Here is a 26,907-nt window from a genome sequence, read left to right on the forward strand (position 1 = left end):
TCCGTTAGGCTGGCAACTGTATGCGCAGAATCTATTCACTTTATGGATTGTCGATTTTTGCATGTTGGATAGTAACGGGTATAGTTAACCTCAGTTCAGGATAAGCAAAGCGATACAACACCTTTATTTTTGCGGATTTCTTCGTTAAATTATCTCTCAATAACCAGTTATTGCTTCAATAATTCGCCTTGAACTACGCAAAACTAACGGCACTGTATAGCCAAAAAAATATAATCTTATGATTTTAAATATAATGCCGCTTTCATTAACCAGAATTGAGGTTTTTTTAAAAAAAAGCCCAGGTTTTAAACTGGGCAGTAAGATGTTGAAACGTTATAAAGTTTGTTCGCCACCAAAAATACCGATTAATGAAGGAACAAGTTGTTTAATCTCCCCGGTCATCAATATAAAATCAGCATCAAAGCGAGCAGCAAAATCATCTGCTTCAATATGTTCATTTTGTTCTTGTAATACATCAGAGAATTTAAGTCGTTTTAAAGCAAACTCTTCACCAATCACAAATGAAATGCTGTCGGACCAATTGAGTGCTAGTTTAGTTACAAATTTATCTGAGTTGATATGGTTTTTAATTTCTTCAGACAATAAATCTTGCTGCTTACAACGAATGATACCGCCGCCTTCTAAGGCTGAACAAAGTTCAGCTTCATCTTCTAGTTGGTAATGGGCTGGAATATTGCCTTCTAATATCCAATCAGTCATTACAACGTCAGTTTGATTTTGTAGCTGTACAGGTACAACAGGTAAGCTACCTAGGGTTTTTCTTAGTAAAGAAATGAGCTCTTCTGCTTTACGTGTACTTGAACAATCGACGTATAGCATATTTGTTTCATTATCTATCCACGCATAAGTCTGTGAAGTACGGCTAAATGCACGTGGTAATAATTGCATGACGATATCTTCTTTTAGACTGTCTTTTTCTTTTTTCTTTAATGCACGGCCTTGTTCTAGCTCGATCGCTTCAACACGTTCATTTAATTGGTCTTTAATCACACCTGCAGGCAGCATTTTTTCTTCTTTTTTAAGACAGATTAAAATTTGCTTTTGATGAATGTGGGTAAACATACTACCGCTTTTCCCCATTGGAAATACCCAGCCTAATTTTGAAATATCTTGGCTTCCACAAGGTTTAAATTTAAATTCTTCTAGGTTTCTTTCTAGTGCATTTTCATCTTGTTCCATTGGACGAGTAAAACGATAAACTTGAAGGTTTTTGAAAAACATGGAATACACCTTAATGTATGGAAAATAAAAGAGAGCATGAGTGTAAATGATTTTACACTCAGCGGCAAAAGTTGCTGATGTTTTACTTTGACTGACTCGTCTTATTATTCATACTGCCTTTATAAGCAACCTCAGTCCTAGATAAGCAAAGCGATACAACATCGTCATTTCAGCGGATTTCTTCGTTAAATTATCTCTCAATAACCAGTTATTGCTTTAATAACTCGCCTTGAACTACGCAAAACTAACGGCACTGTATAGCCAAAAAATATAAACTTATGATTTTAAATATAATTCAACTTTCATTAACCAGCGTTGAGGTTAAGTAAGATACAGAGGTTAGCATTTAACTAATTATTACCCATTACTTAGTATAAACTGTATTAATTTCCTTTTATTGGTATGCTAATACTTGTATTGAGTTTATAAAGTGTGTTTCTAATCTTTATTTTAAATAAATTCGAAATTTTATGTAGTGATTTTTATGTGGTGATAATATAGCGTCAATACTGATATCTACTATGACCCATAAATTAATATTTATTAACCTAATTTTCTAACCTATTTTGCAGCTTAATCAACTTTGTGTACTGCCTCGTTTTAGATAAAGTCGTAACTTACAATTATGTACTTTATAAGGATATAAAATGGGTAGCTATCTATAAAAGATACCTTATTAAAAATGGAATTTTAATGCGAACTATAATTGAGTACCAGCAATGGTAAAGTTACTGAATAAGAATTATTCTTTGAAAGCAGTATTTTTGCTATTCAATCTTTTCCTCATCCCTATTACATTAGCTAATTCAAACTCACAGTTGGACGATCTCCCTAGTCTAGATTTTGACGAATTGATGGCTGCAGATATACAAACCACTTCGGCGATGAAACGTCTGCAAAGTATGTCTGAAGCCGCTGCTTCAATTTATGTATTAACTAACAAAGAGATAATACAGTCAGGTGTGACTTCTGTGGCGCAAGCGTTAAGCTTAGTGCCCGGTATGCAAGTCCGAAAAATTGATAATAATCAATGGGCAATCACCGCTCGAGGCATTGCTGGTCGTTATTCAAGTAAGCTATTGGTAATGGTTGATGGGCAGAGTATTTATAACCCTACATTTGCTGGCGTATATTGGGAAGCATAAAATCTTCCTTTATTTGATATTGAGCGTATTGAAGTGATACGAGGTCAGGGGGGATTATTATGGGGAAGTAATGCAACCAATGGCGTTGTTAATATTATTACCAAACATAGTGCAGATACTCGAGATACAGTCGTACAGTTAGCGAGTGGCTCAAAAATCGATCACAAGGCTGATTTTAGGGTGGGAGGAGATTTAGCCAACTATAGCTCCTTTAGAATATTTGGTGGTGTTGAAAAAGCAGATGAATCGACAAAAAGTTACGAGGCTATTGCCCCTAATGATCACAGTCAAAAGAAAACCATTGGAGGAAGAGTTGATTTAAATTTAAATGATAATCTGTCTTTTTTGGCTCAAGCTGACTATACAAAGATCGAAATAGGGCAGAATATGCATCAAGCCAATTTAAACTCATATACGAAAGATTTTGAGTCCGATGAATATTCACGTGAACATATACAACTAATGACAAGGTTAGAGCATCGACTTTCAGCAGATTCTAATCAAATGTTACAAGTATCAATTAGCTCTCAGCGAGGTAATCAAACTAATTATAAAGATGACTTTTTGATTACAGATATTGATTATCAAATGAACACATTAATTAGTAATATACAATTTGATTGGGGAGTGAACTATCGTTATAACGCCATTGACGTAGACGATAGTGATTATGTTAAAAGTATCGATAATATTAATGCTTATCACCATTATGGTGGGTTTGTTCAAGCGCAATTCACATTGATACCCGAGACGCTTAAGTTAATTGTTGGTAACCGCTCTGAAAAAAATAGCTTCACAGGTTGGGGGCATCAGCCGATGGCTCGTTTATTATGGACACCGGAATCAAAGCATACCTTATGGGCAGCAATATCACAGGGGGTCCGCATACCTTCCTTTGCAGAATATAATGAAAGATTACTAATTTCATCACCCTATGGAATACGTACAGAAGCTATTGGGAATTCTAATATTGAGGGAGAAAAGTCAGTTTCTAAAGAACTGGGTTATCGTTATAGTGCTAAATCTTGGTGGGTAGACCTGTCTCTGTTCCATACTAAAGCACGTAATGTCTTATCGATAGATCCAAGTATTAATGATACTTTTTCATTAATCAGCCTTGATTTTGTATCAGGGGGGAAATTAACCACTTACGGTGGAGAAGCTGTTATTAAATGGCAGCCCTATGAGAAATTAAGCACCGAACTCGGCTACAGTTTTACTTCTCATAATTACCATTCATCGAATGGGTTAATACCGGCTTTGGGTGACGATACCTATTTACGTCAGCTTATTGCTAAAACTAACTTGCTACTCACTCCTGCGCACTCATTTTCAGTCATTTATCGTCTAGAAAGTGGCGATGCCTACGGTACAAAAGATTATGGCGCGTTCGATTTAAGCTGGCATTGGCAGGTATCTTCTTCAGTAATGTTATCATTTACAGGGAATAATTTACTCTATGGCAAGCACGCGGAACTTGGAAGTAAAGGTGAACTATTCACCATTAGCACTTATATTGAGCCAAGTTATTTAGCTCAAATAACAGCAAAATTCTAGGCTAATGACATGTTGAGACTCACTAAACAGTTTGCTTTAACATTATTAACCTTGATGCTTATGCTATCAACATCTGCTTTTGCAACAACACGTGAAGATGCAATTAAATCCGGTTTTATTTATAATTTCGCTCGGTACTCTCAAGGTGAATGGTTTCATGAAACGACAGCGAAAAGTTATAACCTTTGTAGTTTTAATTCTGACTTTGTAGAAGCGGCCAAACTTACACTTAAAGATTTAAGCGTGAGGCAAGTTCCTGTTGAGGTTCGTTTTTTAAGGTCTGATATTGAAGACATCAAGGGCTGTCATACCTTATTCATCTCAAAAAATGATATCGCTAAATGGAATGATATTATTATCAAGGATCTTATTCCTAATACCATGTTAGTGGGCGAATTTAATGATTTTATTGTATCTGGTGGTCATATCAATTTTTTTATCGTTGGCGGTAAAGTCCGTTTCGAAATCAATCCCAATAAATTAAAACAAGCAGGTATTAATATGAGTTCTAAAGTACTTCGCTTAGGTCGAATCTATAAAGGTCCATTATAATGCCGTTAAAACGCATATTGTTTAGATCATTGAAAGCGAAACTACTTGCGATGCTGATGTTGGTCGCTTTTTTTAGCACTATTTCAATTGCCGCTATGTTTACTATCTATGAACTCAATGCAGTGACCAAAGCGGAACAATCTAGGCTTAATTCAATCGCTAATATACTGGCACCAAATCTCACCGCAGCTTTGATTTTTGAAGATCAAGCAAGTGCGACAGAACAAATTAAATCTCTTCAGGGGCAAAGTAATATTGTTAGTGCCCAAGTAGAAGATATGAAAGGGAATGTTTTTGTTGCTGTTGTTGCAGAAAAGGACAATACAAAACAAATATTCACGGATTTAATGGTGGTTAAAACAACACTGCAGATGCAGGGTATTGACTATGGTGTATTGACGATAAAGGCCGATTACTCGCTAATTGAAGCGAGCTTATTATTTTTTAGTACTTTTTTATTGGTTATTTTAGTGCTCATTTTAGTGCTAAGCTTTATTTTGTCGTTATTTTTACGTAAAAGCCTGATTTATCCACTTATTCAGCTTGCTGCCGTGGCAGACAGGGTGACTAAAACCAGTAATTATAGTTTACGCTCACAGGTGTTATCGACTGATGAAGTAGGTAATTTAGCTTCTTGTTTTAATTTGATGTTAGAAACCATTGAACAACGCGATCACTCTCTGGAAGAAACTGTCCAGCAACGGACAACGGCTTTAAAAGTGGCAAATACCCAATTAACCACTCAGGCTTTCAGTGACCCTCTCTCTGGCCTGCCTAATCGACGTTATATACTAAATAAACTCGCTGACTTGATTGAACATGAAAAAGATAAAAAATTCGCCGTATTAGCATTAGATCTCGATGGTTTTAAAGAAATAAATGACACATTAGGTCACGATTACGGTGATTTATTATTGATTGCTGTGAGTAAATCTATTGCAAGTGTCTTAGGCACTGAAATACTCGCACGATTAGGGGGAGATGAATTTATTATCCTAGTGGAAAATATCATAAGTTTGTCTGATGTAGAGTCCATTTCTATCGATATTCATAATCATTTATCAAAAGGTTTTGTGATCAAAGGGAAGCATGTTTATGTCACCACGAGTATTGGTATTGCTGTTTTTCCTGAGCACGGTGATACGGTTGAGAATATCGTTAAATGTGCAGATCTAGCAATGTATAAGTCAAAGGCGGCGGGACGAAATTGTCATCACTTTTTTAATGCGAGCATGCTCGATGATGTGGTCAAAAAAAGAGAGTTGGTGGAAACCCTACGTCATAGTCTTAAAAACAATGAATTCGAACTTTACTACCAACCTATTGTAGATTTATCCACTAATAAGATCTGTAAAGCCGAAGCATTGATTCGTTGGCATCATCCTCTTCGAGGTTTAGTCTCGCCATTTGAGTTTATTCCCGTTGCAGAAGAGGTTGGTTTAATTACAGATATTGGCGAGTGGGTGGCCAGAACGGCAGCACAGGATCTTGCTGAATTTAAAAAACTTAATGTAGATACTGAGTTTCAGATCAGCATTAATGTTTCTCCTTTACAGTTTAAAGGTAACGGAGAATGGATGAAAAGCTGGTTTGAATATATCGCTGAACTTGGTTTAAGTCATGATGCAATAATCGTTGAAATAACAGAAAACTTGTTAATGGAAAGCGAAGAAAATATTCGTTATCAACTGACTCAATTAAGAGATCAAGGTGTCTCTATTGCGATAGATGATTTTGGTGTGGGTTACTCTTCTCTGTCTTATTTACAGAAGATGGATGTTGATATTTTGAAAATTGATAAGTCATTTGTGGATGATTTAGAAACAGAAAGTAATAGTCGTGATTTATGTAAAGTGATGATCATGTTAGCTGAGCAGTTAAATATTCAAGTTGTTGCTGAAGGTATTGAAAACGAACAACAAAAACAGTACTTGCTTGAAGCAGGGTGTCAATTTGGTCAAGGTTATTTGTTCTCTAAACCCATGCCATTTTTGCAATTTCAAGAAAATTACTTTAGCCATCAATCGAGGCTTGATTTAGCAACAGTTAATCCTGCTATTGATGATACTGAATATAAAGTAGAATTAATGAAAAAAGCAATCTAAGCAATGAAAATTAAGCGTTATGCACTTCAATGTTGAATTCGCCGCATGCCATCTTTTGCAGCTTGGTAAAATTAATGCGTCTTTTATAATTAATTGCTTATTCAAATAATTTACTGGTACTAACTTAGGCTCCAAATTCAATTTTTTTCTGCAAGTGACTGAAGCCTCCTATCTAATGCAATGTTTATTATTGTAAACTATTCGTTTAAATATCAATTTGATGCTTTATGACACTTTATGTGTGATTGTCATATAAATGTCATAATATCTAGTGATAATGACATCATTTAGCACAGACAATAAATAGGTAAACCTAATGGCAAGTCGAATTTTAGTGGTTGAAGATGAGGTCGCGATCAGAGATATGTTGAGCTTTGTATTAGAACAACACGGTTATGAAACACTTGAAGCGGACAATTACCAAGCGGCACTTGACCATCTCCATGAACCATATCCTGATCTGATCTTATTAGATTGGATGTTCCCTGGCGGTAGTGGTATTCAATTACTAAAATTTTTAAAGCAAGATGAGATCCTGCGTCAAATCCCCGTGGTGATGTTAACTGCTCGTGGTGAAGAAGAAGATAAAGTGCGTGGCTTAGAAAATGGTGCCGATGATTATGTTACTAAGCCTTTTTCCCCAAAAGAACTGATGGCTCGTCTTAAGACTGTGATGCGACGTGTTAACCCTACTTCACTCGATGATACACTTAAAGTTGGTAAACTTAAGTTAGACCCTATATCGCATCGTGCAACATTAAGTGATGCACCATTAGATATGGGACCAACAGAATTTAAATTATTGCATTTCTTTATGACACATCCGGAACGTGTTTATAGCCGCGAGCAATTATTAAATAATGTGTGGGGGACCAATGTTTATGTTGAAGATCGCACCGTAGATGTACATATTCGTCGTTTACGTAAAGCGTTGTCAGATCATGATCATCTAGTTCAAACAGTCCGTGGAGCAGGGTATCGCTTTTCTACACGCTCATAAAGGATAGATGTTAGCCTGTAAAAAGGTTGCCTAAAAATACTATTATCTAAAAGTAGTATTATCTAAAAAAGACAATTCATTTATTACGGAATCACTTAACAAGTGAGCCACCACCTTATATAGAGTGACGCATTTGAAAGTATATACATGGAAGCAGCTATTCTGGGCAATGTGCTTAGTTTATTTTCCGGTTTTAATCTTGGGACTATTAACCGGATTTTTATTAGAATTTTTATTAGTGACCACAGTGTTACATATCGCTTGGCATTATTATTTTTTAAAAAAGTTAAATGATTGGTTATGGATCAGCAAAAGTACACGTTTACCACCCGGTAAGTCGGTGTGGGAACATGCTTACATTGGTATTCATAATATGCAGCAGCGCCACCGTAAACGCCGCAATAATTTAGCCAGTGTAATTAGTCGTTTCCGTGAAGGTTCTGAAGCATTACCTGATGCGGTGGTGGTATTTAAAAAAGACGGTGAAATCGTGTGGTGTAATCGACTTGCCCAATTTCAACTAGGCTTTAAGTGGCCCGATGATGCGGGAGAGAATATTACCAACCTAATTCGTCACCCTGATTTTGTGGAATATTTACGCAGTGATGCCTATAACGAACCACTGGATTTAGTTTCCCCGATTAATAATGAAAAAGTATTAGAATTTAGGATCATGCCCTATGCCAAAAATCAGCGCTTATTGATTGTGCGTGATGTCACTAGTTATCGTCAAATGGATGAAAATAGACGTCATTTTGTCGCTAACGTTTCCCACGAACTTCGGACTCCACTTACCGTCTTGCAAGGCTATATTGAAATGCTAGCGATGAGCGCGCAAGATGACAAAATGCAATTAAAAACTATTCAAGTACTGGATCAGCAAACTGCACGTATGTGTGCATTAGTTGAACAATTGATGACGTTATCAAAGATAGAGGGCGCGGCGACCTTAGATTTCCATGAAAGTATCAATATGTCTGCTTTATTAACACAAGTTGAAAATGAAGCCGTTACATTGGGGCGTAAAAAATCGCAAACTGTCACTTTTAAAGTTGATCCTAAATTGTCGGTGGTTGGCGATGAAATGCAAGTACGTAGCGCGATAGCTAACTTAGTGTATAACGCCATTAATTATACGCCTGAGCATGGCACTATTAAAGTGATCTGGAAGCGAGTACAGGAAGGAGCTTATTTCTGCGTGATGGACACTGGTGATGGTATTGCTCCTGAACATATTTTACATTTAACCGAGCGTTTTTATCGAGTAGATGCTTCTAGATCCCGAGATACTGGTGGCTCTGGTTTAGGTTTGTCGATCGTAAAACATGCATTATCTCACTATGACAGCAAGTTACATATTGAAAGTCATGTTGGGGAAGGCAGTCAATTTTCCTTTATTATCCCAGACAACTATATTTGTTAAAACTATATTTGTTAAATAGTAACGTTATTTGTTGACCTTTATCATGCAGATTTAAGCTATCTTAGATTCAAAATTGAATTCATGAAGTATTAAATTGCAGGCTCGTTAATTAATTCCTTTTTAGACTTTATATTTTGAACCAATACCTCTGAACTAATGTTTTATTAAAAGATGCATTGGTTCAAAATATTGACTCTACATGATTTTTTAATCGATATTTTTTGTAAAATCACTTGATTTATAGTCTTCATGTTTTGCTGCTCAAGAGGTGAAGTTATTTACCTTCAAATTATTTTAGAAACATTATTAACTGCGTTTTGCTATAAGATAGCGCTACAGCTAAAACTGCTACCATTACCAATACAAACCAATTCATATAACCAGATTATATATTTGTATTGAACGCTGTATTGCTTTTTATTGATACTGACTGTTGCAAAAGGAAGAGTTTATGTTGCGAATATTTTATTGCTCGGTGATTCTTATTAGCGGGTTATTAACGACGTCTATTCAAGCTCAATCTTTGCCTGATCCCACCTTTAATAATCTATTAAAACAATTTAATCTGCCTGCCTTTACAAGGTATTTGTTTATTGATCCTACATTGAAAGCAAGCTGTGACGATTATCAACCAACGACTCGTAAATGCGGGCAAGGACATTGGTTAGCTGTTAGCAATTTATCAACGGCTAATAAAATGGCGAAAGCAGGGGATCTATTTCTGTTACGTGAAGGACGTTTTAAACAAGCTTTACATGTCACTAAATCCGGGAATGCAAAGGCTTATATCGGGTTTAGCGCCTATAAAAATGAAAAAGTGACACTGTACAATGTTAATTCTATTGATCAAGGGGAAGAGTATGGTCCGATATGGTTAGATGAAGTGTCATACATAGTAGTGAACGGAATTAGCGTCGATAAAAGTATTGGTTTTGGTCGTTTTTTAAATGCGCATCATAATATTTTCTCTAATAACAAGTTCACTGGTTCAAGTATTTATAATGATGGTCGAAGTGCTAGCAAACGCGGCGGTCTGTATGTCGCTTTTAGTCACCACAATCAAATCATCAATAACCTGTTTCAAAAAGGCACGGATCTATTATCACTAGTGCATGCAAATTATAACCGTGTACAAGGCAATACAATGAATCTAGCTGGTCATGATGTTTGGAATATTAAATGCGGTAGTTTCAATGTTATTCGAGATAATGTATTCAGTAATAAAAAGCAAAAATTAGGAGCGGTATTCGATTGCGAACAGGACACCATGAATTGGCATGGTAATGGACGCTTTAAGCAGCAAAGTGCAGTCTTAGATGCAAGCCAATATAATCTTATTGAGCATAATGTGTTTAAAGATGCCGTACGTTATTATTCTGCAAGTGGAGGTAACGGGATCCAATATGCTGGTCAACATGGTTTGATCCGTTTTAATACTTTTTATCATACCAATGTTGGATTCAGCCTTGCTAGCTATCGACCAGAAGCAACCTATAACTATAGCAATCGCATTTATCATAATACTTTTCATGATAACTGGTGTGTTGGTATTGCCATTGGCAGTGAAATAGAAAAATTTACAGATAATCAATTTATAAATAATATTCTCTGGAATAATCAAGGATTAGGTGCAAGCCAATGCAGTGATAACAATGCAAAACAAGTACTGTTTCGGCAAAAAGAGGGGGATGAATGGTTTGTTAATAACAATATCGGCACTCACCTCAGTGATAAAGTGATTGGTTTGTGGGGAAATTCTCGTGAGATGAGTGTGTATGACTTTGAAGGCAGCTTTATACCGGTTCGCTTCAAGGATACCTTAGCCAGAGATCCTTTGTTTGTTAATCAAAACCAGCATGATTATAGGTTATCTACGGACAGTCCGATGGTTGATACTGGCCTGCATCTAAGTAAAATCATAAGCACGACGGGCGAAGGGGATAGTTTTCAAGTACAAGATAGTCAGTTCTTTTACGACGGAGTAGGGATTGCCAATGAAAAAGGGGATCAAATTATGGTTCGCTCAGCTTCAATCAACACTAAAAAGCCACAAGTTGCAACGATTGTAAAAATTGATAGGCTGTCTCATAAGATATACCTAGATAAAAAAATAACTTGGAAAAAAGGCGACTTAATTTCTCTCGCTTATAATGGCCTAGCGCCGGATATTGGCGCGTTTGAATCAAAGTGATCTTTACTTTCATTATCCAGAAAATTTGCTTATGAACAACATTTACTTATGAACATCCATTTGATTATTATCAACCACCTGACTACCAAAAATAAAGGTTAAGTAACCAATGTTCGTTTATTTTATTAAGTCCAATTATTTTATAACTTGGATTTAGATCATAAGTGCATAAAGCGCCATATTACATACATCAATAAAAGTGAATACTATGAATAACCGTAAACTTGCTAATAAGCTGGATCAGTTTTTAGAAATACATCAATTTAAAGATTATTGTCCTAATGGCCTACAAATAGAGGGGCGAGAGCAAGTCAAAAAAGTGGTGACTGGCGTTACTGCGAATCAGGCGTTAATTGATGCGGCTATTGTGCATAATGCGGATGCGATTTTAGTGCATCACGGTTTTTTCTGGAAGGGTGAAGCACAACAAATTGTTGGCATGAAATATAATCGTATTAAAGCGCTGATAGAAAATGGTATTAATCTTTATGCCTACCATTTACCCTTAGATGTGCAACCTGAATTAGGCAACAATAAACAATTGGCCGAACTACTCAATATTATTGATAGACGACCACTTGAACCTTGGGATAAACGCAGTGTAGGTCGAGTCGGAAAATTTGAAAATGCGATTACGCCACCTGCACTGGTTGAATCTATTACCCAACAGTTACAACGAGCACCCTTATGGATAGATGGTGGTAAACCTGAGATTAAAACTATTGCTTGGTGCACAGGTGGTGGACAGGATTACATTACTATTGCTGCAGAACAAGGGATTGATGCATTTATTAGCGGTGAGATATCTGAACGTACTACGCATATTGCTAAAGAAATGGGTATTCATTACTTTGCGGCGGGGCATCATGCAACTGAACGATATGGAGTAAAAGCTTTAGGTGAATGGTTAGCTGCAGAAATGGATCTTGATGTGATCTTTATAGATATTGATAATCCTGTTTAATATTCACTTATTTTGCTTAAATATGCGAAAAAAGTGTTTCAAAAATTGAAACTTAGTGTGCTTTTACTTTATTATGCCAAGCATGCTTACCCGTTATTATTCAATATCTAAAAACCAGCAAGCTGAGAGTTGAAAAGATTCTAGGCATGAAGGTTAAAGACTGACGAGTATAAATACAATTCGATAATTCATTTAGGGAAAAAAAATGACAACATATAACATTGCTTTACTAGCAGGTGACGGTATCGGTCCTGAAGTAATGAAAGAAGCAGTAAAAGTTTTGAAGTTAGTTGAACAGCGTAATGCAGATGTTAACTTTGAATTAAACGACGTATTATTTGGTGCCGCTGCTTATTTTGCTACTGGTAAAGCATTCCCTGAAGAAACTAAAGCAGCTTGTGACAAAGCTGATGCAATTCTAAAAGGAACCATCGGTTTAAATCACGAAGACTCTAAAAAGATTCCTGTAGACGAACAACCCGAACGTGGTGCTTTATTGCCGTTACGTCGTCGTTATAATACCTATGCTAACTTTCGCCCTGTTTATTTACCAAAAGGGTTAGCACATTTCTCACCGTTGAAAGAATCTGTTGTTGGTGAAGGCATCGACATCATGTTAATTCGTGAGCTAGTAGGTGGTTTGTACTTTGGCGAAAAAGAAACAGGCATTGATGCACAAGGCCGTCGTTATGTGCGTGAAGTATTAGAATACGATGAAGATCAAATCCGTCAAATCGTTCGTGTTGGTTTTGAAGTTTCAATGAAACGTAAAAAAGTGATGCACAATATCCATAAATCAAACGTTCTAAAATCAAGTGTTTTATGGAATGAAATCGTAGAAGAAGAAAGCAAAAATTTCCCTGAAGTGGAAGTGATCAACATTTTAGTTGATGCTGCAGCGACATACTTATGTCTAAAACCAACTATGTTTGACGTAATGGTAATGGAAAATATGTTTGGTGATATTTTAAGTGACCAAGGTGGTGGTATCTTAGGTTCTTTAGGCCTAATGCCTTCTGCTTGTAAAGGTCCTGAAAAATCTTACTACGAACCATCACATGGTTCTGCACCAGATATCGCTGGTAAAGGTATTGCAAATCCATACTCAATGATCGGTTCTGTGGCATTAATGTTAGAGATGAGCTTTGGTATGGAAAAAGAAGCTAAAAACCTTTGGAATGCGATGCAAAGCGTATTTGAAAATGGTTACTCAACTTCAGACCTATCTAAGCCAGGTGAAGCAAACTTAGTTAGTACTGCTGAGTTTGGTGATATGGTATGTGAAGAATTGGCGAAAATGCCTGTATAATCATTTTCACAAGTGATTAAATAATTTTAAACCACGTTTTATAACGTGGTTTTTTTTTGGAGAAAGACCATGGCATTAAAGCCAACTATTTTTAAAATGAACATTAATGTGTCTAATTTAGATCAAGATGTTTATGAAACTATTCCGTTAACTATTGCACAACACCCATCGGAAACAACGGAACGCATGGTGACACGTATTCTTGCATTTGTGCTTAATAACCAAGAGTTTTTAAGTTTTACTAAAGGCTTAAGTGAGGCCGATGATCCAGATATTTGGGCTAAAAATTATAGTGATGAATTTTTGTTATGGGTCGATGTGGGTGAACCAGGTTTTGAACGTATTAAAAAAGCCTGTCGTCAGGCTAAAAGCGTAAAGGTTTATACTTTTAACACTAAATCTAATGTGTGGTGGAAGCAATCGCTGAAAGATTTCAGCAAGATCACTGCGCAAGTCTATCAATTTGACTTTGAACAAATTCAAAGCTTCGCTTCTCTGGTTGAGCGTACTATGGACTTTAGTATTACCCTTACCGACAATGTATTTTATATTGCCGCTGACAAAGGCAGTTGTGAAGTAAACTTAACCACCTTAAAAGGTGAGTAGTGCGGGCTAACCCAATATACTTGCAGGCACCACTGATAACATTTTTGAAGTAATAGCTACTCTAATAAGTCTGTAATTAAATATTGGGTAAGGGATCCATTAATTAAAGGCCGAAATAGCATTAAATAGTTGATTCCTTTTGCAACCTTTCAATATAAAAGAAGCAACTTAAGCAACAAGATTGTGCCGCTATTTAGTGGAATGGGTATTACATAGGTATAAACATTGCACACTAAGATGGACAGCGTATAATCCGCACTTCTTTAAAATTAACACTGTCCTGAATCCAAGAGTGGTACCCATGAAATTTATCGTTAAGCTTTTTCCTGAAATTATGATGAAAAGTAAACCTGTGCGTAAGCGCTTCAGCAAAATGTTACAGGGCAATATCCGTAACGTACTGACTCGTCATGATGAAGATATTAAAGTGATACTCGAATGGGATAAAATTATCGTTCGTAGTGAAAATGACGATCCTGATAATAAAGCAAAGGTCATTCACTACTTAAAAAGTACGCCAGGTATTGCGTTTTTCTTGGAAGTGACTGAATCTACTTATACTGATATTCATGACATATACGAGCAAACAAAAGCGTGTTTTGGCGATAGTCTTGCGGGTAAAACCTTCTGTGTTCGTGCAAAACGTATTGGTACCCATGACTTTGGATCAAATGAAGTTGAACGTTATGTCGGTGGTGGTTTAAATCAACATACTGAAGCACTTGCTGTTAAATTAAAAAATCCAGATGTGACAGTTAATATCGAAATCAATCAAGATAAATTATTTATGGTTGACCAACGCCATCAAGGTTTAGGTGGTTTCCCACTAGGAACGCAAGAATCAGTGTTGTCGCTTATTTCCGGTGGATTTGATTCTGGCGTATCTAGTTACAAATTATTGAAACGTGGCTCTCGTGTACATTACTGTTTCTTTAATTTAGGCGGTGCAGCTCATGAAATTGGTGTGAAGCAAGTCGCTTATCATTTGTGGGAGCGTTTTGGTGCTTCTCATCGTGTGAAATTTGTTTCTGTACCTTTTGAGCCTGTTGTTGCTGAAATCCTAGAAAAAGTGGATAACGGCCAAATGGGTGTTGTACTGAAACGTATGATGATGCGTGCTGCACGTAAAGTGGCTGATAATTTAGCAATTGAAGGATTGGTAACAGGTGAAGCATTAGGTCAGGTTTCTAGTCAAACACTACGTAATTTATCAGTGATTGACCAAGTGACCGATATGCTGATCTTACGTCCACTAGTTGCAACCGATAAACAAGAGATCATTGATTGTGCACGTGAAATTGGTACTGCAGAAATTTCTGAAACGATTCCTGAGTACTGTGGTGTTATCTCTCAGCGCCCAACAGTTAAAGCGGTGATGAGTAAGATTGAGAATGAAGAAGCTAACTTTGATATGTCATTAATTGATAAAGTTGTGGCTGAAGCACAGACTCTCGATATTAAAGACATTGCAACGGCAGCAAAAGAACAAGTTACTGAAGTCGAATCGGTATCCGGTTTCTCTACTAATGATATTGTGTTGGATATTCGTTCTGCCGATGAACAAGAAGATAAACCATTACAGTTAGATGGGGTTGAAGTACAACATCTTCCTTTCTTTAAACTAGGTAGCCAATTTGAAACACTTGCTCAAGATAAAACCTATTTACTGTATTGTGACCGTGGTGTGATGAGTCAATTACAGGCTTTGTATTTGAAAGAAGCTGGTTTCAATAATGTGAAAGTGTATCGTCCTTAACTTTTTACAATGTCATATAAAACGTTATCTAAACTGTGCTGTATTATTCTTTGTTTTGAAATAATTTGATTAGATGGTGAATGTATTAAATACGGTCGATTAAGTGCCGTATTTTTAGCCATCCGCACTGTTTATTCACAATTTTGTCTATAAATAATAGGCCTTTACACTGATTCATCGTATGCTGAAATTACTTCATAAGCGCGATTAAAGGATATTAATATGCCAAATTCAATTGATAGTTATAAACTGATCACGGGTAAAGATGATGCTGAGTTTTGCAGTCGGATCACTAAAGTATTAAGTGAAGGATATGAGTTATACGGTTCACCAACCATGACCTTTAACGGTGAGCATGTTGTTGTTGGACAAGCTGTAATTAAAAGACCATCACAACTGGTGTAAGTGAGTTAATTACTTACTGCTTTATTGAGTCGGTGTATATGCTTGCTTATTTTATTGTCTATATTGCTAATTATGTTGCTGATATATATTACCAGTCTAAATAGCAGCTCAATACCTGCATCATATTCAAATAAAGCCTGCTCCTGCAGGCTCTTTTGTATATAGCTATACCTCATAGCTATACCTTACAAATATGCCTTCTAACCATAGTCTTAAACTTTTACCTTTCACTCATTAGTTACTATTTCTTATTTATGCTCTACTTTTGTAGTGTTAGCTATTTTAATCAGCTATTTTCCTAATAGACCATTGTTGTAAAAGACCGAGATACTCATGTAAAGCTACTTGTGATTTGTATAACTGATAAGCCGATGGAATATAATTATAAGCGGGTAGACTATGTGAGTTTTCTTTAGCAAGATACATCGCCGGTGCGGCTATTGGATATTGATTATAATGGCTGAATAAAGCCATGGATCTGGGCATATGTGTTGCAGAGGTTACTAGCGCTGCTTTTTTACCTTGTATCAGCGTAGACATTTGTTGTGCTTCTTGTTGTGTGTCCTTACTGCTATCTAATCGTATGATTCTTTGTTCAGGTATTGCAAATGTTAAAGCCAGTATTTGCAACAATTGTGCATGACTTTGTGTATCTCCAAAGCCAGATCCCGAAACGACAATAATGGCATTTGGGTTCGCATAGTAAAGTCGTAATGCTTCACTAAAACGACTTAATGCCGTTGCGGAAAGTTGTCCTGTGATCGGTAAGTTTTTATCATTTATACCCGATGAACCGAGTACTAAAATATAATCCAAAGATTGCTCTGCAACCAGCAGCGGAGGATATTGGCGCTCTAAAGGTTTTGCTAAGTGATAAGCACTTGGCAATAAGCTGAACACAAAGAGAATGATAAAACTAAATAACGCGAGGACTTTAGCTAATAGCTGACGTCGACTAAAAAAAAGTAATAATAAACTGACTAATAATAGTGATAAAGAGAAGGGTAGTGGCATTAATAATCCCCCTATCCATTTTTTTAATATAAATAACATATTTGACCTTTATTGAATCTTATAATTTCTTTTCAAAACACAATGCATCTTGACCATCAGCGTAATAAGCTAGTTTGATAGTAAACTGCACATAACCTATTTTCTGATATAACCTAATCGCATTACTATTACTTACCTTCACTTCTAAGCTAATCAAATGGCGCTGGTGCTGCAGTGCAACTTGTTCTAGTTGGCGCATCAGTTTTTCACCACAGCTTTGGCCGTGAAAGTCAGGGTGAACTGCTAGTGAATATAAACGAGCCTTGAGGCTTCCTTTACGATAAAGCAATAATCCGTATGCGCTTATTATATTATTTTTTAGCTGCATAATAAGGTCACAGTGTCCCTGTTGTATAAAATAATGAAAATTTCTACGGCTGAGCTGATCATAATTAAAATTTAAATTTTCGATGTCTAGTAAGCGTTTAATATCTTCTATTTTGGCCTTACGATACTGCATATTTAACTTTCCTTATTAATCCTTTAGGTTCAGAATCGGCTCAATTATATAGAAGAGGAACTTTTGTGGATAACTTTATTGTAGTCGTTGATAAAATAGAAGATTGGCAACCGTTTTTCCCTACTGAACAAGTGGTGACAACTGATAGTTACTTATTTGATCAACAATACCAAAATGCTAAAAATCTTAGGGTTTTAAACTTATCAAGAAAGTATAAGTATTTGTCTCATGGGTACTATTGTAGCCTTTTAGCGGAAGCGAGAAACCATAAGGTATTACCCAATTTAAAAACAATTAATGATCTCAGTAAAAAGAGTTTATACATTAATGATCTCGATGCGTTACAACAGATTACTAACAATATAAGTATTAAATTTCTTAAGGTAGAAGGTGGCATTAAGAAATTAAGCTTTAAAGTTTATTTCAGTAAGTCTCAAATAAAAGGCTTCGATAAGCTTGCTCGTGAAATTTTTGAGTATTATCCATGTCCGATTTTAGAGGTGACATTAATACAAAGTACTATCTGGCAGATTGATTCTGTTGTGCCAGTTAATATCAAAGAACTCTCTGACCTTGAGCAAGACTTTTTTGCTAGTGCTTTAGAAAAATACAGCAATAGAATATGGCGTACACCAAAAAAACAAAAAGCGTACCTTTATGACCTGGCTATTTTAGTTAATCCTGAAGAAAAACTGCCACCTAGTGACAAAATAGCTATTGAAAAGTTTATGGAGTCCTGTGAAAGACACGCTGTCTATTCAGAGTTAATTACCAAAAAGGATTTTTCTAAAATAAATGAATTTGATGGATTATTTATTCGCGAAACAACTTCGATTAGTAACCATACTTATAAGTTTTCAAAAGTGGCTGCCTCAGAAGGGATTGTTGTACTGGATGATCCCAACTCTATTTTAAAATGTACAAATAAAATTTTTATGTCTAATTTATTAGACCGTTTAAAACTGCCAGGTATTCCAGGACGATTTGTCTCAAGTGCTAAAGCATCAGTATTAAATGCACTCATTAAAGAATTTGGTTTTCCTCTGGTGGTGAAGATCCCTGATGGATCTTTTAGCATCGGCGTAAAAAAAGTCGATGATGTTGATGAATTGAAAGTTGTGCTGGAACAGATGCTGAAAAAAAGTGACTTGATTCTGGTACAAAAATTCCTATATACAAAATACGATTGGCGAGTTGGTGTATTAGGTGGCCAAGGTTTGTTTGCTTGTAAGTACTTTATGAGTGAAAATCATTGGCAGATATATAATCATGAAAAAGATAAAGACAGCGACCAATTTAGTGGCGACTCTGTTACTTTACCTTTTGAAGATGTACCAGAAAAAGTTAAAAAAGTTGCAATAGCCGCTGCTAATGGCGTTGGACTTGGATTGTATGGCATTGATTTAAAAGAAGATGAACAAGGTAATGTGTACGTTGTTGAAGTAAATGATAACCCTAGTATCGACCATCAAGTCGAAGATGATTTTTTAGGTGATAAGTTGTATGATCGTATTATTACTTGGTTCATTGAGCAGATGAAATCTAAAAAATAACATTAATTTATGATAAGAGGCAGTTGTATTGAAAATACAGCTGCCTATTTTTTATGGCCATTTTTTTATGGCCATTTTTTTATGGCCATTTTTTTATGCCTGCTTTTTATGTTTGCATGATAAGTAATAAGTAATAAGTAATAAGTAATAAGTAATAAGTAATAAGTAATAAGTAATAAGTAATAAGTAATAAGTAATAAGTGCAATTTTTATGGAAAATGCTTTTAATTCAAATAAGTTACGTTAATTTGGCTAAATAAAGGCAACTTTAAGAATCTCCTTTTCTTTAACAAAAAACCAATAAAAATGAGAATATAGTTTAGTGATTGATCATAATTTTGACCCTATAGCACAGAAATTTATTAATAATATTTATGGAAGCGATAAAGGTGCAATCCGTAAAGAGGTTGTTTGGCGAGAGTTATTAACGTGCATAAAGCGATTAAATAAACCAAAATTACGCATTTTGGATGCAGGTGGCGGTTTTGGTTATTTCAGTCAAAAGCTAGCCGCTTTAGGTCATCAAGTGGTGTTGTGTGATATTTCTGGTGAGTTACTTACTATTGCTAAACAACAATTAGCGGATAAAGCCTATAAAAATAATGTAACCGTATTACATTGTGCGATTCAAGCTTTAAATGAACATGTCGAGGGACAGTTTGATTTGATCCTAAATCATGCAGTATTAGAGTGGTTAGCTGAACCTGAATTGACCTTATATAGTTTATTAAACTGGCTAAATGACGATGGCTTAGTATCCTTGATGTTTTATAACAAAGAAGCGCAGCGTTTCTTTAATTTAGTCTCGGGTAATTTGAGTTTTGTAGAGTTAGGCATGCCACGAAAAAAGGTAGTGCGCTTATCACCGACTAATCCTTTATTTGAAGCCGATGTACTTGATTGGCTTAAACAAGCAAACATGTCTGTCATTAAAAAAACCGGCGTTCGCGTTTTACATGATTATATGAAATCTGCAGATTTTTCTGAACATAATTTTGAACAGTTATTGGCAATGGAAATGAAGTATTGTCAACGCGAACCTTATGCGTCATTAGGACGTTATACCCACTTTACCATTACTAGGAGTCCTAATGAAACGGTACCATTTTAGAATAAGCATCAGTTACCAAGAATTTGAAAAATTATATCGAGTTCCTAATACTGTAGTAAAAGTACGTAGCGAACAAGGTGCAATGTTGCAATTACCTGCGATGCGTTTTGTCCCTTTTTTTACTCAGCTAGGTGTGCGCGGATATTTTGAGTTACAGTTAAATGATGACAATAAATTTCAAAAGCTTATTTGTTTATATAATTAAGATAATACTGCCGATTTATTTTGTGAGTTTTTGAGCGTTATCACTTGAATTTAAGGACTGTTTTAACAATGAATAATGTTATTTTAAGACCTCATAAATAATTGCGGTAGTATATTTTGATAGCTTATTACTTATTAATAAAAATAGTGATTTACGTAAGTGGATAGCATTTTAGCTTGAAACGCTTTTTATAGTGATATTATTGTTCAATGATAAAATGTTTATCAAACGTTCAAAAAGAAAAAATATCGGAATGCTCCTTTGTTATTATTATTTTGTGTCATAATTGAGTTTTTTGTTTTTATGATTAATTAAAACAGCTGCTTATAATTAATTTTTCGTTGCTTTATAGTTCGACAGTGCAATCTTTATTGATGTTATGATCTCTTTATTAACTAACTCATCTTTATTCTATTAACTTCTTGGTAATCTGTTTTTATTTTATGACTTTTTATTTGCCTCGTTATTATTTAAACTTCATTTAATTGTTATCGTAGTCATATTGTCAATGATCTTTGCCTTAAACTAGCTATTATGTAATAACAATAGAAATTACGCTTATCTTCAACGTGATAAGTTGATTTTTAATTAATAAAACTGTCATAATTGATAAATTCAAACATTAATGTTTTTTATATATAATAAAACTATGTAACCTACACTCGTTAGTCAGAATATGTGAGAGTAAGTTGATACTTTGGCTTTTAACTGTTTTAAAGTTGAATTAAGATCAAAGAGTTAAATTACTGACTTATGTATATTAAGCATTGAATAACTTGTAAGGCTCTGGAATGAAAAAAGTGTTAACAGTCTTCGGTACACGCCCCGAAGCAATAAAAATGGCGCCTTTGGTTCATGAGCTTGCGGCACAGCCCGGAATTGATAGTAAAGTCTGTGTTACCGCGCAGCATAGGGAAATGCTTGACCAAGTCTTGCAGTTGTTTAACATTAGCCCCGATTATGATTTAAATATTATGAAGCCCGGGCAAGATTTATTCGATGTAACCGAAAATATATTGAATGGTCTCAAGCAGGTACTGGATGACTTTAAACCTGATGTTGTACTTGTTCATGGCGATACAACGACCACTTTCTCTGCCTCATTAGCTGCTTTTTATAAGCAAATTGATATTGGTCACGTAGAAGCAGGGTTACGTACCGGTGATTTATATTCTCCTTGGCCTGAAGAAGCAAATCGAAGATTGACTGGAGTGTTAACCCGCTATCATTTCGCCCCCACCGAATTATCAAAATCCAACTTACTTAGAGAACATGTCCCCAAGGAACATGTTGTTGTGACGGGTAATACTGTTATTGATGCCTTGTTATGGGTTAAACAAAAATTAGAATCGGATACTGGCTTACAAACTTCTCTGGCTGAGCAATTTCCCTTTTTGGATAGTAATAAAAGAATGATCTTGGTGACGGGACATCGTCGAGAAAGTTTTGGTGGTGGATTTGAACGTATTTGTGAAGCACTAGCGAATATTGCGAAAGCACAACCCGATGTGCAGATTGTTTACCCTATGCATATGAATCCTAATGTAAGAGAGCCGGTTAATCGTCTATTGAGTACATTAAATAATGTATTTTTAATTGAACCTCAAGATTATTTACCTTTCGTTTATCTTATGAACCGCTGTTACCTTATCATTACCGATTCCGGTGGTGTACAGGAAGAAGCTCCGTCTTTAGGTAAACCGGTTTTAGTGATGCGAGATACCACCGAAAGACCCGAAGCTATTGAAGCTGGCACGGTAAAATTAGTCGGCACGGACGTTCAACGTATTATTTCAGAAACCATTTTGTTATTAACGGATAATGAAAAATACCAAACAATGGCTAAATCGCATAACCCTTATGGTGATGGTTTTGCATGTGCTCGTATTGTTAAAGAATTATTAAAGGATTAAATAAAATATGCCATTTAAAACTATATCTGTTATTGGTCTAGGTTATATTGGATTACCTACTGCTGCTGTGATTGCCTCTCGTGGTTTCGACGTAATAGGCGTTGATGTTAATGCCGATGCGGTTAATACCATTAATGCAGGTCAAATACATATCGTAGAGCCTGATTTAGACATAGTCGTTCGAAGTGTTGTCACCACTGGCAAGCTTCGAGCAACAACAACTGCTGAACCTGCAGATGTGTTTATGGTCGCTGTGCCAACCCCTTTCAAAGAAGACGCTTCGTCATCTCACTCTCCTGACTTATCTTATATTGAAGCCGCTGCAAATATGATTGCTCCGGTGCTCACTAAGGGTAATTTAGTTATTTTAGAATCAACTTCTCCTGTTGGGACCACTGAAAAGTTAGCGGGTTGGTTAAAGCTGGCTCGACCTGACTTAACTTTCCCTCAAGATAAAGGTGATGCAGCTGATATAAAAGTCGCGCATTGCCCTGAACGTGTTCTACCTGGACATGTATTAACTGAACTTGTTTCAAACGACCGCGTGATTGGTGGAATGTCTGACGCATGTAGCCAATTAGCGACACAATTGTATGAAACATTTGTGCGTGGTGAATGCATCGTTACTAATGCACGTACAGCTGAAATGGCAAAACTGACTGAGAATTCATTCCGCGATGTCAATATTGCCTTTGCTAATGAGCTTTCTGTTATTTGTGATAAGTTAAAAATCAATGTATGGGAGCTGGTGAAGCTAGCTAACCGCCACCCGCGAGTGAATATTCTTAATCCCGGACCGGGTGTTGGTGGGCATTGTATTGCTGTCGATCCTTGGTTTATTGTTGATAGCTGCCCTGAAGAAGCAAAAATAATTAAGCAAGCACGTTTAACTAATGACGCTAAACCACATTATGTTGTGGATCAGATATGTAAAGCAGCAGATGAATTCAAACGCCCTGTTATTGCTTGTTTAGGATTAGCTTTTAAAGCAGATATTGATGACCTGCGAGAAAGTCCTGCGTTAGAAATTGTTAAGGACCTCGTTGCTAAAGGGTTAGGTGATATTATTGCTGTTGAGCCTAATATCAAGCAACTTCCCGCTTCTTTGTCAGAATCTGGTGTGACACTTTCTTCCTTGAGCGATGCTTTAGACAAAGCAAATGTTGTCGTCGTTTTAGTGGACCATAAACAATTTAAAGCAACAGATCGCACTCAGTTCGCAACAAAAGTGGTGATAGATACGCGCGGTATTATTTAATTTGTGCATTAAAACGGTTTGTAAGTTGAAATAATACCTATATATAACTACTTTTATTGCTTCAACTTATCGAGAAATGTTTTTTAAAGGGAAGTAAATGCCTGTTCAACACAATGTTAAAGATAATAGTGCGCACGCCTATTCAGCATTATACCGTTGCATTGATTTTGTCATTATCCAATTAACCCTGTTCTTAATTGTTCACTTTAAAGGTGAACAATTAACAGATACTTATTTGGTGGTTGGCTTAATCGCCTCACTTGGTTTTGCATTTTCTGCTGAAAGCCAAATGCTCTATCGTAGCTGGCGAGTGGGGGAGTTCTCTCGTATCACCAGTTATACTTTTTTATCCTGGGTAGCAGGCATTTTTAGCGTTGTTATCTTTCTATTCTTTAGTAAAACCAGTGTGGATATCTCCCGAGTTATTATTGCCACTTGGATCATCATCAACTGTTTTGCTCTTGCGGGTTGGCGAATTCTTTTTTACGTGTTTTTATTCAAACGAAGACGAGCCGGATTTTACACTAAGAAAGTCGCTATTTTTGGTTTAACATCTTCGGGTGAATTATTAGCAGATGAACTTATTAATAAGCCTGAAACTGGGTTTACTTTACTTGGGTTTTACGATGATCGAGCTGACCATCGTTCTCCCACCAAACACAAAGACTGCTTACTAGGTAATATTAGTCAAGGGTTGGCATCTGCGCAGGCCGGAGAGATTGATGTGATTTATATTGCTCTGCCTCTGGCCGCTCAAAAACGCATTGAGGAGTTGCTTCGGTCATTAGGTGATACGACTGTTGATGTATTTTTAGTGCCTGACTTTTTCACTTTTAATTTAATTAATTCGCGCTTATCTAATGTCGGTTCGATTCAAACCATCAGTGTCTATGAGTCACCAATGACAGGGCCTGCAAGTTTAATTAAACGTATTGAAGATGTGGTCGGAGCTGCATTGATTTTATCTGTGATTGCGATACCGATGTTAATCATTGCGCTGCTTATCAAAAAAGATTCCCCTGGACCGGTTTTTTTCAAGCAAATGCGTTACGGTTTAGACGGTCGCCCCATTAATGTATGGAAGTTTCGTTCTATGAACTCGATGGATAACGGTTCTTTTGTGCAACAAGCGGTAAAAGGGGATCCTCGTGTCACCAAGTTAGGGCATTTTTTACGTAGAACATCGCTGGATGAATTACCACAGTTTATTAATGTGCTGTCCGGCAGTATGTCATTAGTTGGACCTCGTCCGCATGCAGTAGCTCATAATGAAGAATATAGAAAGTTAGTTGATTTTTATATGTTACGTCATATCGTCAAACCGGGTATAACGGGTTGGGCGCAAATTAATGGATGGCGTGGTGAAACGGATACATTAGATAAAATGGAAAAGCGCGTTGAGTTCGATTTAGAATATATTAGAACTTGGTCAATTAGCTTTGATATAAAAATCATTTTCATAACGATTTTCAAAGGTTTTGTGAATAAAAATGCCTATTAAATTTAACACTGATTTGTCGATTGTTAGTTATTGCTAGTACTTACCGCTATTGCTTGCCGTTAATAGTTAGCGTTTTTGTATACGAACACTAATATCAGTAAAAGATTACCTGGCTTATAAAACCAGCTAATCTTTTACTCGCCTAGTATGTGCTATTCTTCAAATAGATTTTTATCTATGATCAGATCTCTTGGTAAACTATTTTTAATACGATTATCGAGTGATTTACCCAAGCCAATAATATAACCCTGATAATTCAATAACACTTCACCTTTACTATTTTGAGTATCGATATCATGGATATCTCTACCTTGAAAGTATTCCCGTGCTTGATGTGCTAAAAGACTAACCGATGACGTTGTTTGTTGACCATAACAGGTGGCAAATTCATGAGTACATTTGAAGCCTGATTTGCGTCCTTTACCAAATTGCTCGGCAATTTTTATTCCTAATCTAGAAAAACGTAACTCATTTATCAAAGGAACTATGTTTTCTGGAAATAACCAAAATTCATCATCTCTTTGGTATAAAACACCTTCTATTTCAGTGATACCAAATTGTTCCTGAAAATAGTTAAACAAGTTTTCTTTAGTTATTACAGCTGCAGGCTGAAAAGGAAACTTACCTAAGCGTTTATGCGCCTGAGGTGATTCAACATGGCCTGTCTTTTTAATGCTTGCGACAAAGAAACCCTCTGTATCATAAACTTGCGGCCATATATGTAAAAAACCTTGCTCTGTTACTGTTTTATCTGCACCTTTAAATAAATCTATTAATGATAAGAATTCAACTTGTTCAGGGTAGGTTTCTTGCAGGTACAAACAAACCTCTTGGTTTTCTTCTAGGCTTAAAGTACAGGTTGAATAGACCATTACTCCACCGGGTTTAAGCGCCTGAAATGCACTTTCAATGAGTGTTTTCTGGGTACCTGAAATGCTTTCAATCGCACCTTGATCCCAGTTTTTCATTGCTTGTTTATCTTTTCGTACAGTGCCTTCACCAGAGCAAGGGGCATCTAATAAAATAGCGTCAAAAGTGTTAGGTAACCATTGTCCAAATACGCTTGCATCAAAGTGTGTCAAAGCAACATTTTTAATACCACAACGCTGTATATTTGCGTGCAACATTTTGATCCTGCTCGATGAGTATTCATTAGCAATGATCAAGCCCTGATTGTTCATTGAGGCTGCTAATTGTGTTGTTTTGGATCCAGGTGCGGCTGCTGCATCTAATAAAGTAGATTGTGCTGAACCTTGAAAATGGTAGGTAAGTGCTGACACCGGCATCATTGAACTTGCTTCTTGCACATAGAATAGACCTGCCAAATGCTCTGCACTATTACCTAAAGGGCATTGTTGCTCATCAAGTTCTATCCAAAATCCAGTTTTACACCAAGGAATAGGTGTTAATTGCCAATTTTTATTTTCAGCAATGACCAAAAAATCCTCAACACTAATCTTAATCGTGTTAATGCGGATCGCTCGTCGTAAAGGGCGGCGGCAACTGGACACTAAATCCTCAACATTTAAATGAGAAGGTAAAATGGTGCTCATTTTGTCGATAAATGCTTGTGGTATAAACGTATTACTATCCATTTC

At 36.2% G+C, this 26,907-nt stretch carries 22 protein-coding genes; 18 read left to right on the top strand and 4 right to left on the bottom strand.

Annotated features, from left to right (window positions below; all coding sequences use genetic code 11):
* Positions 1-333: 333 nt before the first annotated feature.
* A complete protein-coding gene (rdgC, locus tag MT390_RS07590) occupies positions 334-1,242 on the bottom strand; it encodes a recombination-associated protein RdgC (protein ID WP_166370258.1) in 909 nt (302 codons plus the stop codon).
* Between the two features lie 749 nt (positions 1,243-1,991).
* On the opposite strand from rdgC, the gene MT390_RS07595 reads away from it, so the two are divergent.
* The 12 genes from MT390_RS07595 to MT390_RS07650 all read left to right on the top strand — a co-directional run bounded on the left by MT390_RS07595 (position 1,992) and on the right by MT390_RS07650 (position 16,255).
* Positions 1,992-2,387 carry a TonB-dependent receptor plug domain-containing protein gene (locus MT390_RS07595; RefSeq protein WP_499440461.1) on the top strand — a complete coding sequence of 132 codons (396 nt, stop codon included), beginning with the start codon at positions 1,992-1,994 and terminating at the stop codon, positions 2,385-2,387.
* Positions 2,388-2,420: 33 nt separating this feature from the next.
* Entirely contained in the window at positions 2,421-3,944 is a 1,524-nt protein-coding gene (locus MT390_RS07600; protein WP_499440463.1) for a TonB-dependent receptor plug domain-containing protein, read from the top strand.
* Positions 3,945-3,953: 9 nt separating this feature from the next.
* Entirely contained in the window at positions 3,954-4,496 is a 543-nt protein-coding gene (locus tag MT390_RS07605; RefSeq protein ID WP_499440464.1) for a YfiR family protein, read from the top strand.
* The gene (locus MT390_RS07610) at positions 4,496-6,601 is read left to right on the top strand and encodes a bifunctional diguanylate cyclase/phosphodiesterase (RefSeq protein WP_499440465.1); all 2,106 of its coding nucleotides are present in this window, start codon (positions 4,496-4,498) and stop codon (positions 6,599-6,601) included. Before MT390_RS07605 ends, MT390_RS07610 begins: the two co-directional genes overlap by 1 nt.
* Before the next feature lie 316 nt (positions 6,602-6,917).
* Positions 6,918-7,601 carry a phosphate regulon transcriptional regulator PhoB gene (gene phoB / locus MT390_RS07615; protein ID WP_166370250.1) on the top strand — a complete coding sequence of 228 codons (684 nt, stop codon included), beginning with the start codon at positions 6,918-6,920 and terminating at the stop codon, positions 7,599-7,601.
* Positions 7,602-7,734: 133 nt separating this feature from the next.
* Positions 7,735-9,024 carry a phosphate regulon sensor histidine kinase PhoR gene (gene phoR, locus MT390_RS07620; RefSeq protein ID WP_166370248.1) on the top strand — a complete coding sequence of 430 codons (1,290 nt, stop codon included), beginning with the start codon at positions 7,735-7,737 and terminating at the stop codon, positions 9,022-9,024.
* 451 nt (positions 9,025-9,475) lie between these two features.
* Complete coding sequence (locus MT390_RS07625) at positions 9,476-11,215, top strand: NosD domain-containing protein (protein WP_499440466.1); 1,740 nt, start codon at positions 9,476-9,478, stop codon at positions 11,213-11,215.
* Positions 11,216-11,423: 208 nt separating this feature from the next.
* Entirely contained in the window at positions 11,424-12,179 is a 756-nt protein-coding gene (locus MT390_RS07630) for a Nif3-like dinuclear metal center hexameric protein (protein ID WP_499440468.1), read from the top strand.
* Positions 12,180-12,384: 205 nt separating this feature from the next.
* The gene (gene leuB, locus MT390_RS07635) at positions 12,385-13,488 is read left to right on the top strand and encodes a 3-isopropylmalate dehydrogenase (RefSeq protein WP_299659552.1); all 1,104 of its coding nucleotides are present in this window, start codon (positions 12,385-12,387) and stop codon (positions 13,486-13,488) included.
* 69 nt (positions 13,489-13,557) lie between these two features.
* Complete coding sequence (locus tag MT390_RS07640; protein ID WP_499440470.1) at positions 13,558-14,094, top strand: YaeQ family protein; 537 nt, start codon at positions 13,558-13,560, stop codon at positions 14,092-14,094.
* A gap of 301 nt (positions 14,095-14,395) precedes the next feature.
* Positions 14,396-15,850: a tRNA uracil 4-sulfurtransferase ThiI gene (gene thiI, locus MT390_RS07645; RefSeq protein WP_166370237.1), complete on the top strand. Its 1,455-nt coding sequence runs from the start codon at positions 14,396-14,398 to the stop codon at positions 15,848-15,850.
* Between the two features lie 222 nt (positions 15,851-16,072).
* Positions 16,073-16,255 (top strand): DUF1737 domain-containing protein, encoded by a 183-nt coding sequence (locus MT390_RS07650; protein ID WP_028867664.1) that lies wholly within the window; start codon positions 16,073-16,075, stop codon positions 16,253-16,255.
* A 282-nt stretch (positions 16,256-16,537) separates the two neighbouring features.
* Here MT390_RS07650 and MT390_RS07655 read toward each other — a convergent pair whose 3' ends face one another.
* Positions 16,538-17,308, bottom strand: a complete 771-nt coding sequence (locus MT390_RS07655) for an ElyC/SanA/YdcF family protein (RefSeq protein WP_499440471.1) — start codon at positions 17,306-17,308, stop codon at positions 16,538-16,540.
* 19 nt (positions 17,309-17,327) lie between these two features.
* The gene (locus MT390_RS07660) at positions 17,328-17,768 is read right to left on the bottom strand and encodes a GNAT family N-acetyltransferase (protein WP_299659569.1); all 441 of its coding nucleotides are present in this window, start codon (positions 17,766-17,768) and stop codon (positions 17,328-17,330) included.
* Between the two features lie 65 nt (positions 17,769-17,833).
* Here MT390_RS07660 and MT390_RS07665 point away from each other — a divergent pair, with 65 nt between their 5' ends.
* The 6 genes from MT390_RS07665 to MT390_RS07690 all read left to right on the top strand — a co-directional run bounded on the left by MT390_RS07665 (position 17,834) and on the right by MT390_RS07690 (position 25,309).
* Positions 17,834-19,321, top strand: coding sequence for a RimK family ATP-grasp domain-containing protein (locus MT390_RS07665; RefSeq protein ID WP_499440473.1), 1,488 nt, complete (start codon positions 17,834-17,836; stop codon positions 19,319-19,321).
* 322 nt (positions 19,322-19,643) lie between these two features.
* The gene (locus tag MT390_RS07670) at positions 19,644-20,432 is read left to right on the top strand and encodes a methyltransferase (RefSeq protein ID WP_499440474.1); all 789 of its coding nucleotides are present in this window, start codon (positions 19,644-19,646) and stop codon (positions 20,430-20,432) included.
* Positions 20,413-20,637 carry a DUF2835 domain-containing protein gene (locus tag MT390_RS07675; RefSeq protein ID WP_166370227.1) on the top strand — a complete coding sequence of 75 codons (225 nt, stop codon included), beginning with the start codon at positions 20,413-20,415 and terminating at the stop codon, positions 20,635-20,637. The genes MT390_RS07670 and MT390_RS07675 overlap by 20 nt, the downstream gene beginning before the upstream one ends.
* Positions 20,638-21,428: 791 nt before the next feature.
* A complete protein-coding gene (wecB, locus tag MT390_RS07680) occupies positions 21,429-22,550 on the top strand; it encodes a non-hydrolyzing UDP-N-acetylglucosamine 2-epimerase (RefSeq protein WP_499440477.1) in 1,122 nt (373 codons plus the stop codon).
* A 7-nt stretch (positions 22,551-22,557) separates the two neighbouring features.
* The gene (gene wecC, locus MT390_RS07685) at positions 22,558-23,808 is read left to right on the top strand and encodes a UDP-N-acetyl-D-mannosamine dehydrogenase (protein WP_166370223.1); all 1,251 of its coding nucleotides are present in this window, start codon (positions 22,558-22,560) and stop codon (positions 23,806-23,808) included.
* Between the two features lie 97 nt (positions 23,809-23,905).
* Complete coding sequence (locus MT390_RS07690; protein WP_499440479.1) at positions 23,906-25,309, top strand: undecaprenyl-phosphate glucose phosphotransferase; 1,404 nt, start codon at positions 23,906-23,908, stop codon at positions 25,307-25,309.
* A 152-nt stretch (positions 25,310-25,461) separates the two neighbouring features.
* On the opposite strand, the gene rsmF is transcribed toward MT390_RS07690, so the two are convergent.
* Entirely contained in the window at positions 25,462-26,904 is a 1,443-nt protein-coding gene (rsmF, locus tag MT390_RS07695; RefSeq protein ID WP_499440480.1) for a 16S rRNA (cytosine(1407)-C(5))-methyltransferase RsmF, read from the bottom strand.
* Between the last annotated feature and the right edge of the window lie 3 nt (positions 26,905-26,907).

The sequence above is a fragment of the Vibrio sp. 2-Bac 85 genome (genome assembly GCF_037546705.1).
Taxonomy (GTDB): Bacteria; Pseudomonadota; Gammaproteobacteria; order Enterobacterales; family Psychromonadaceae; genus Psychromonas.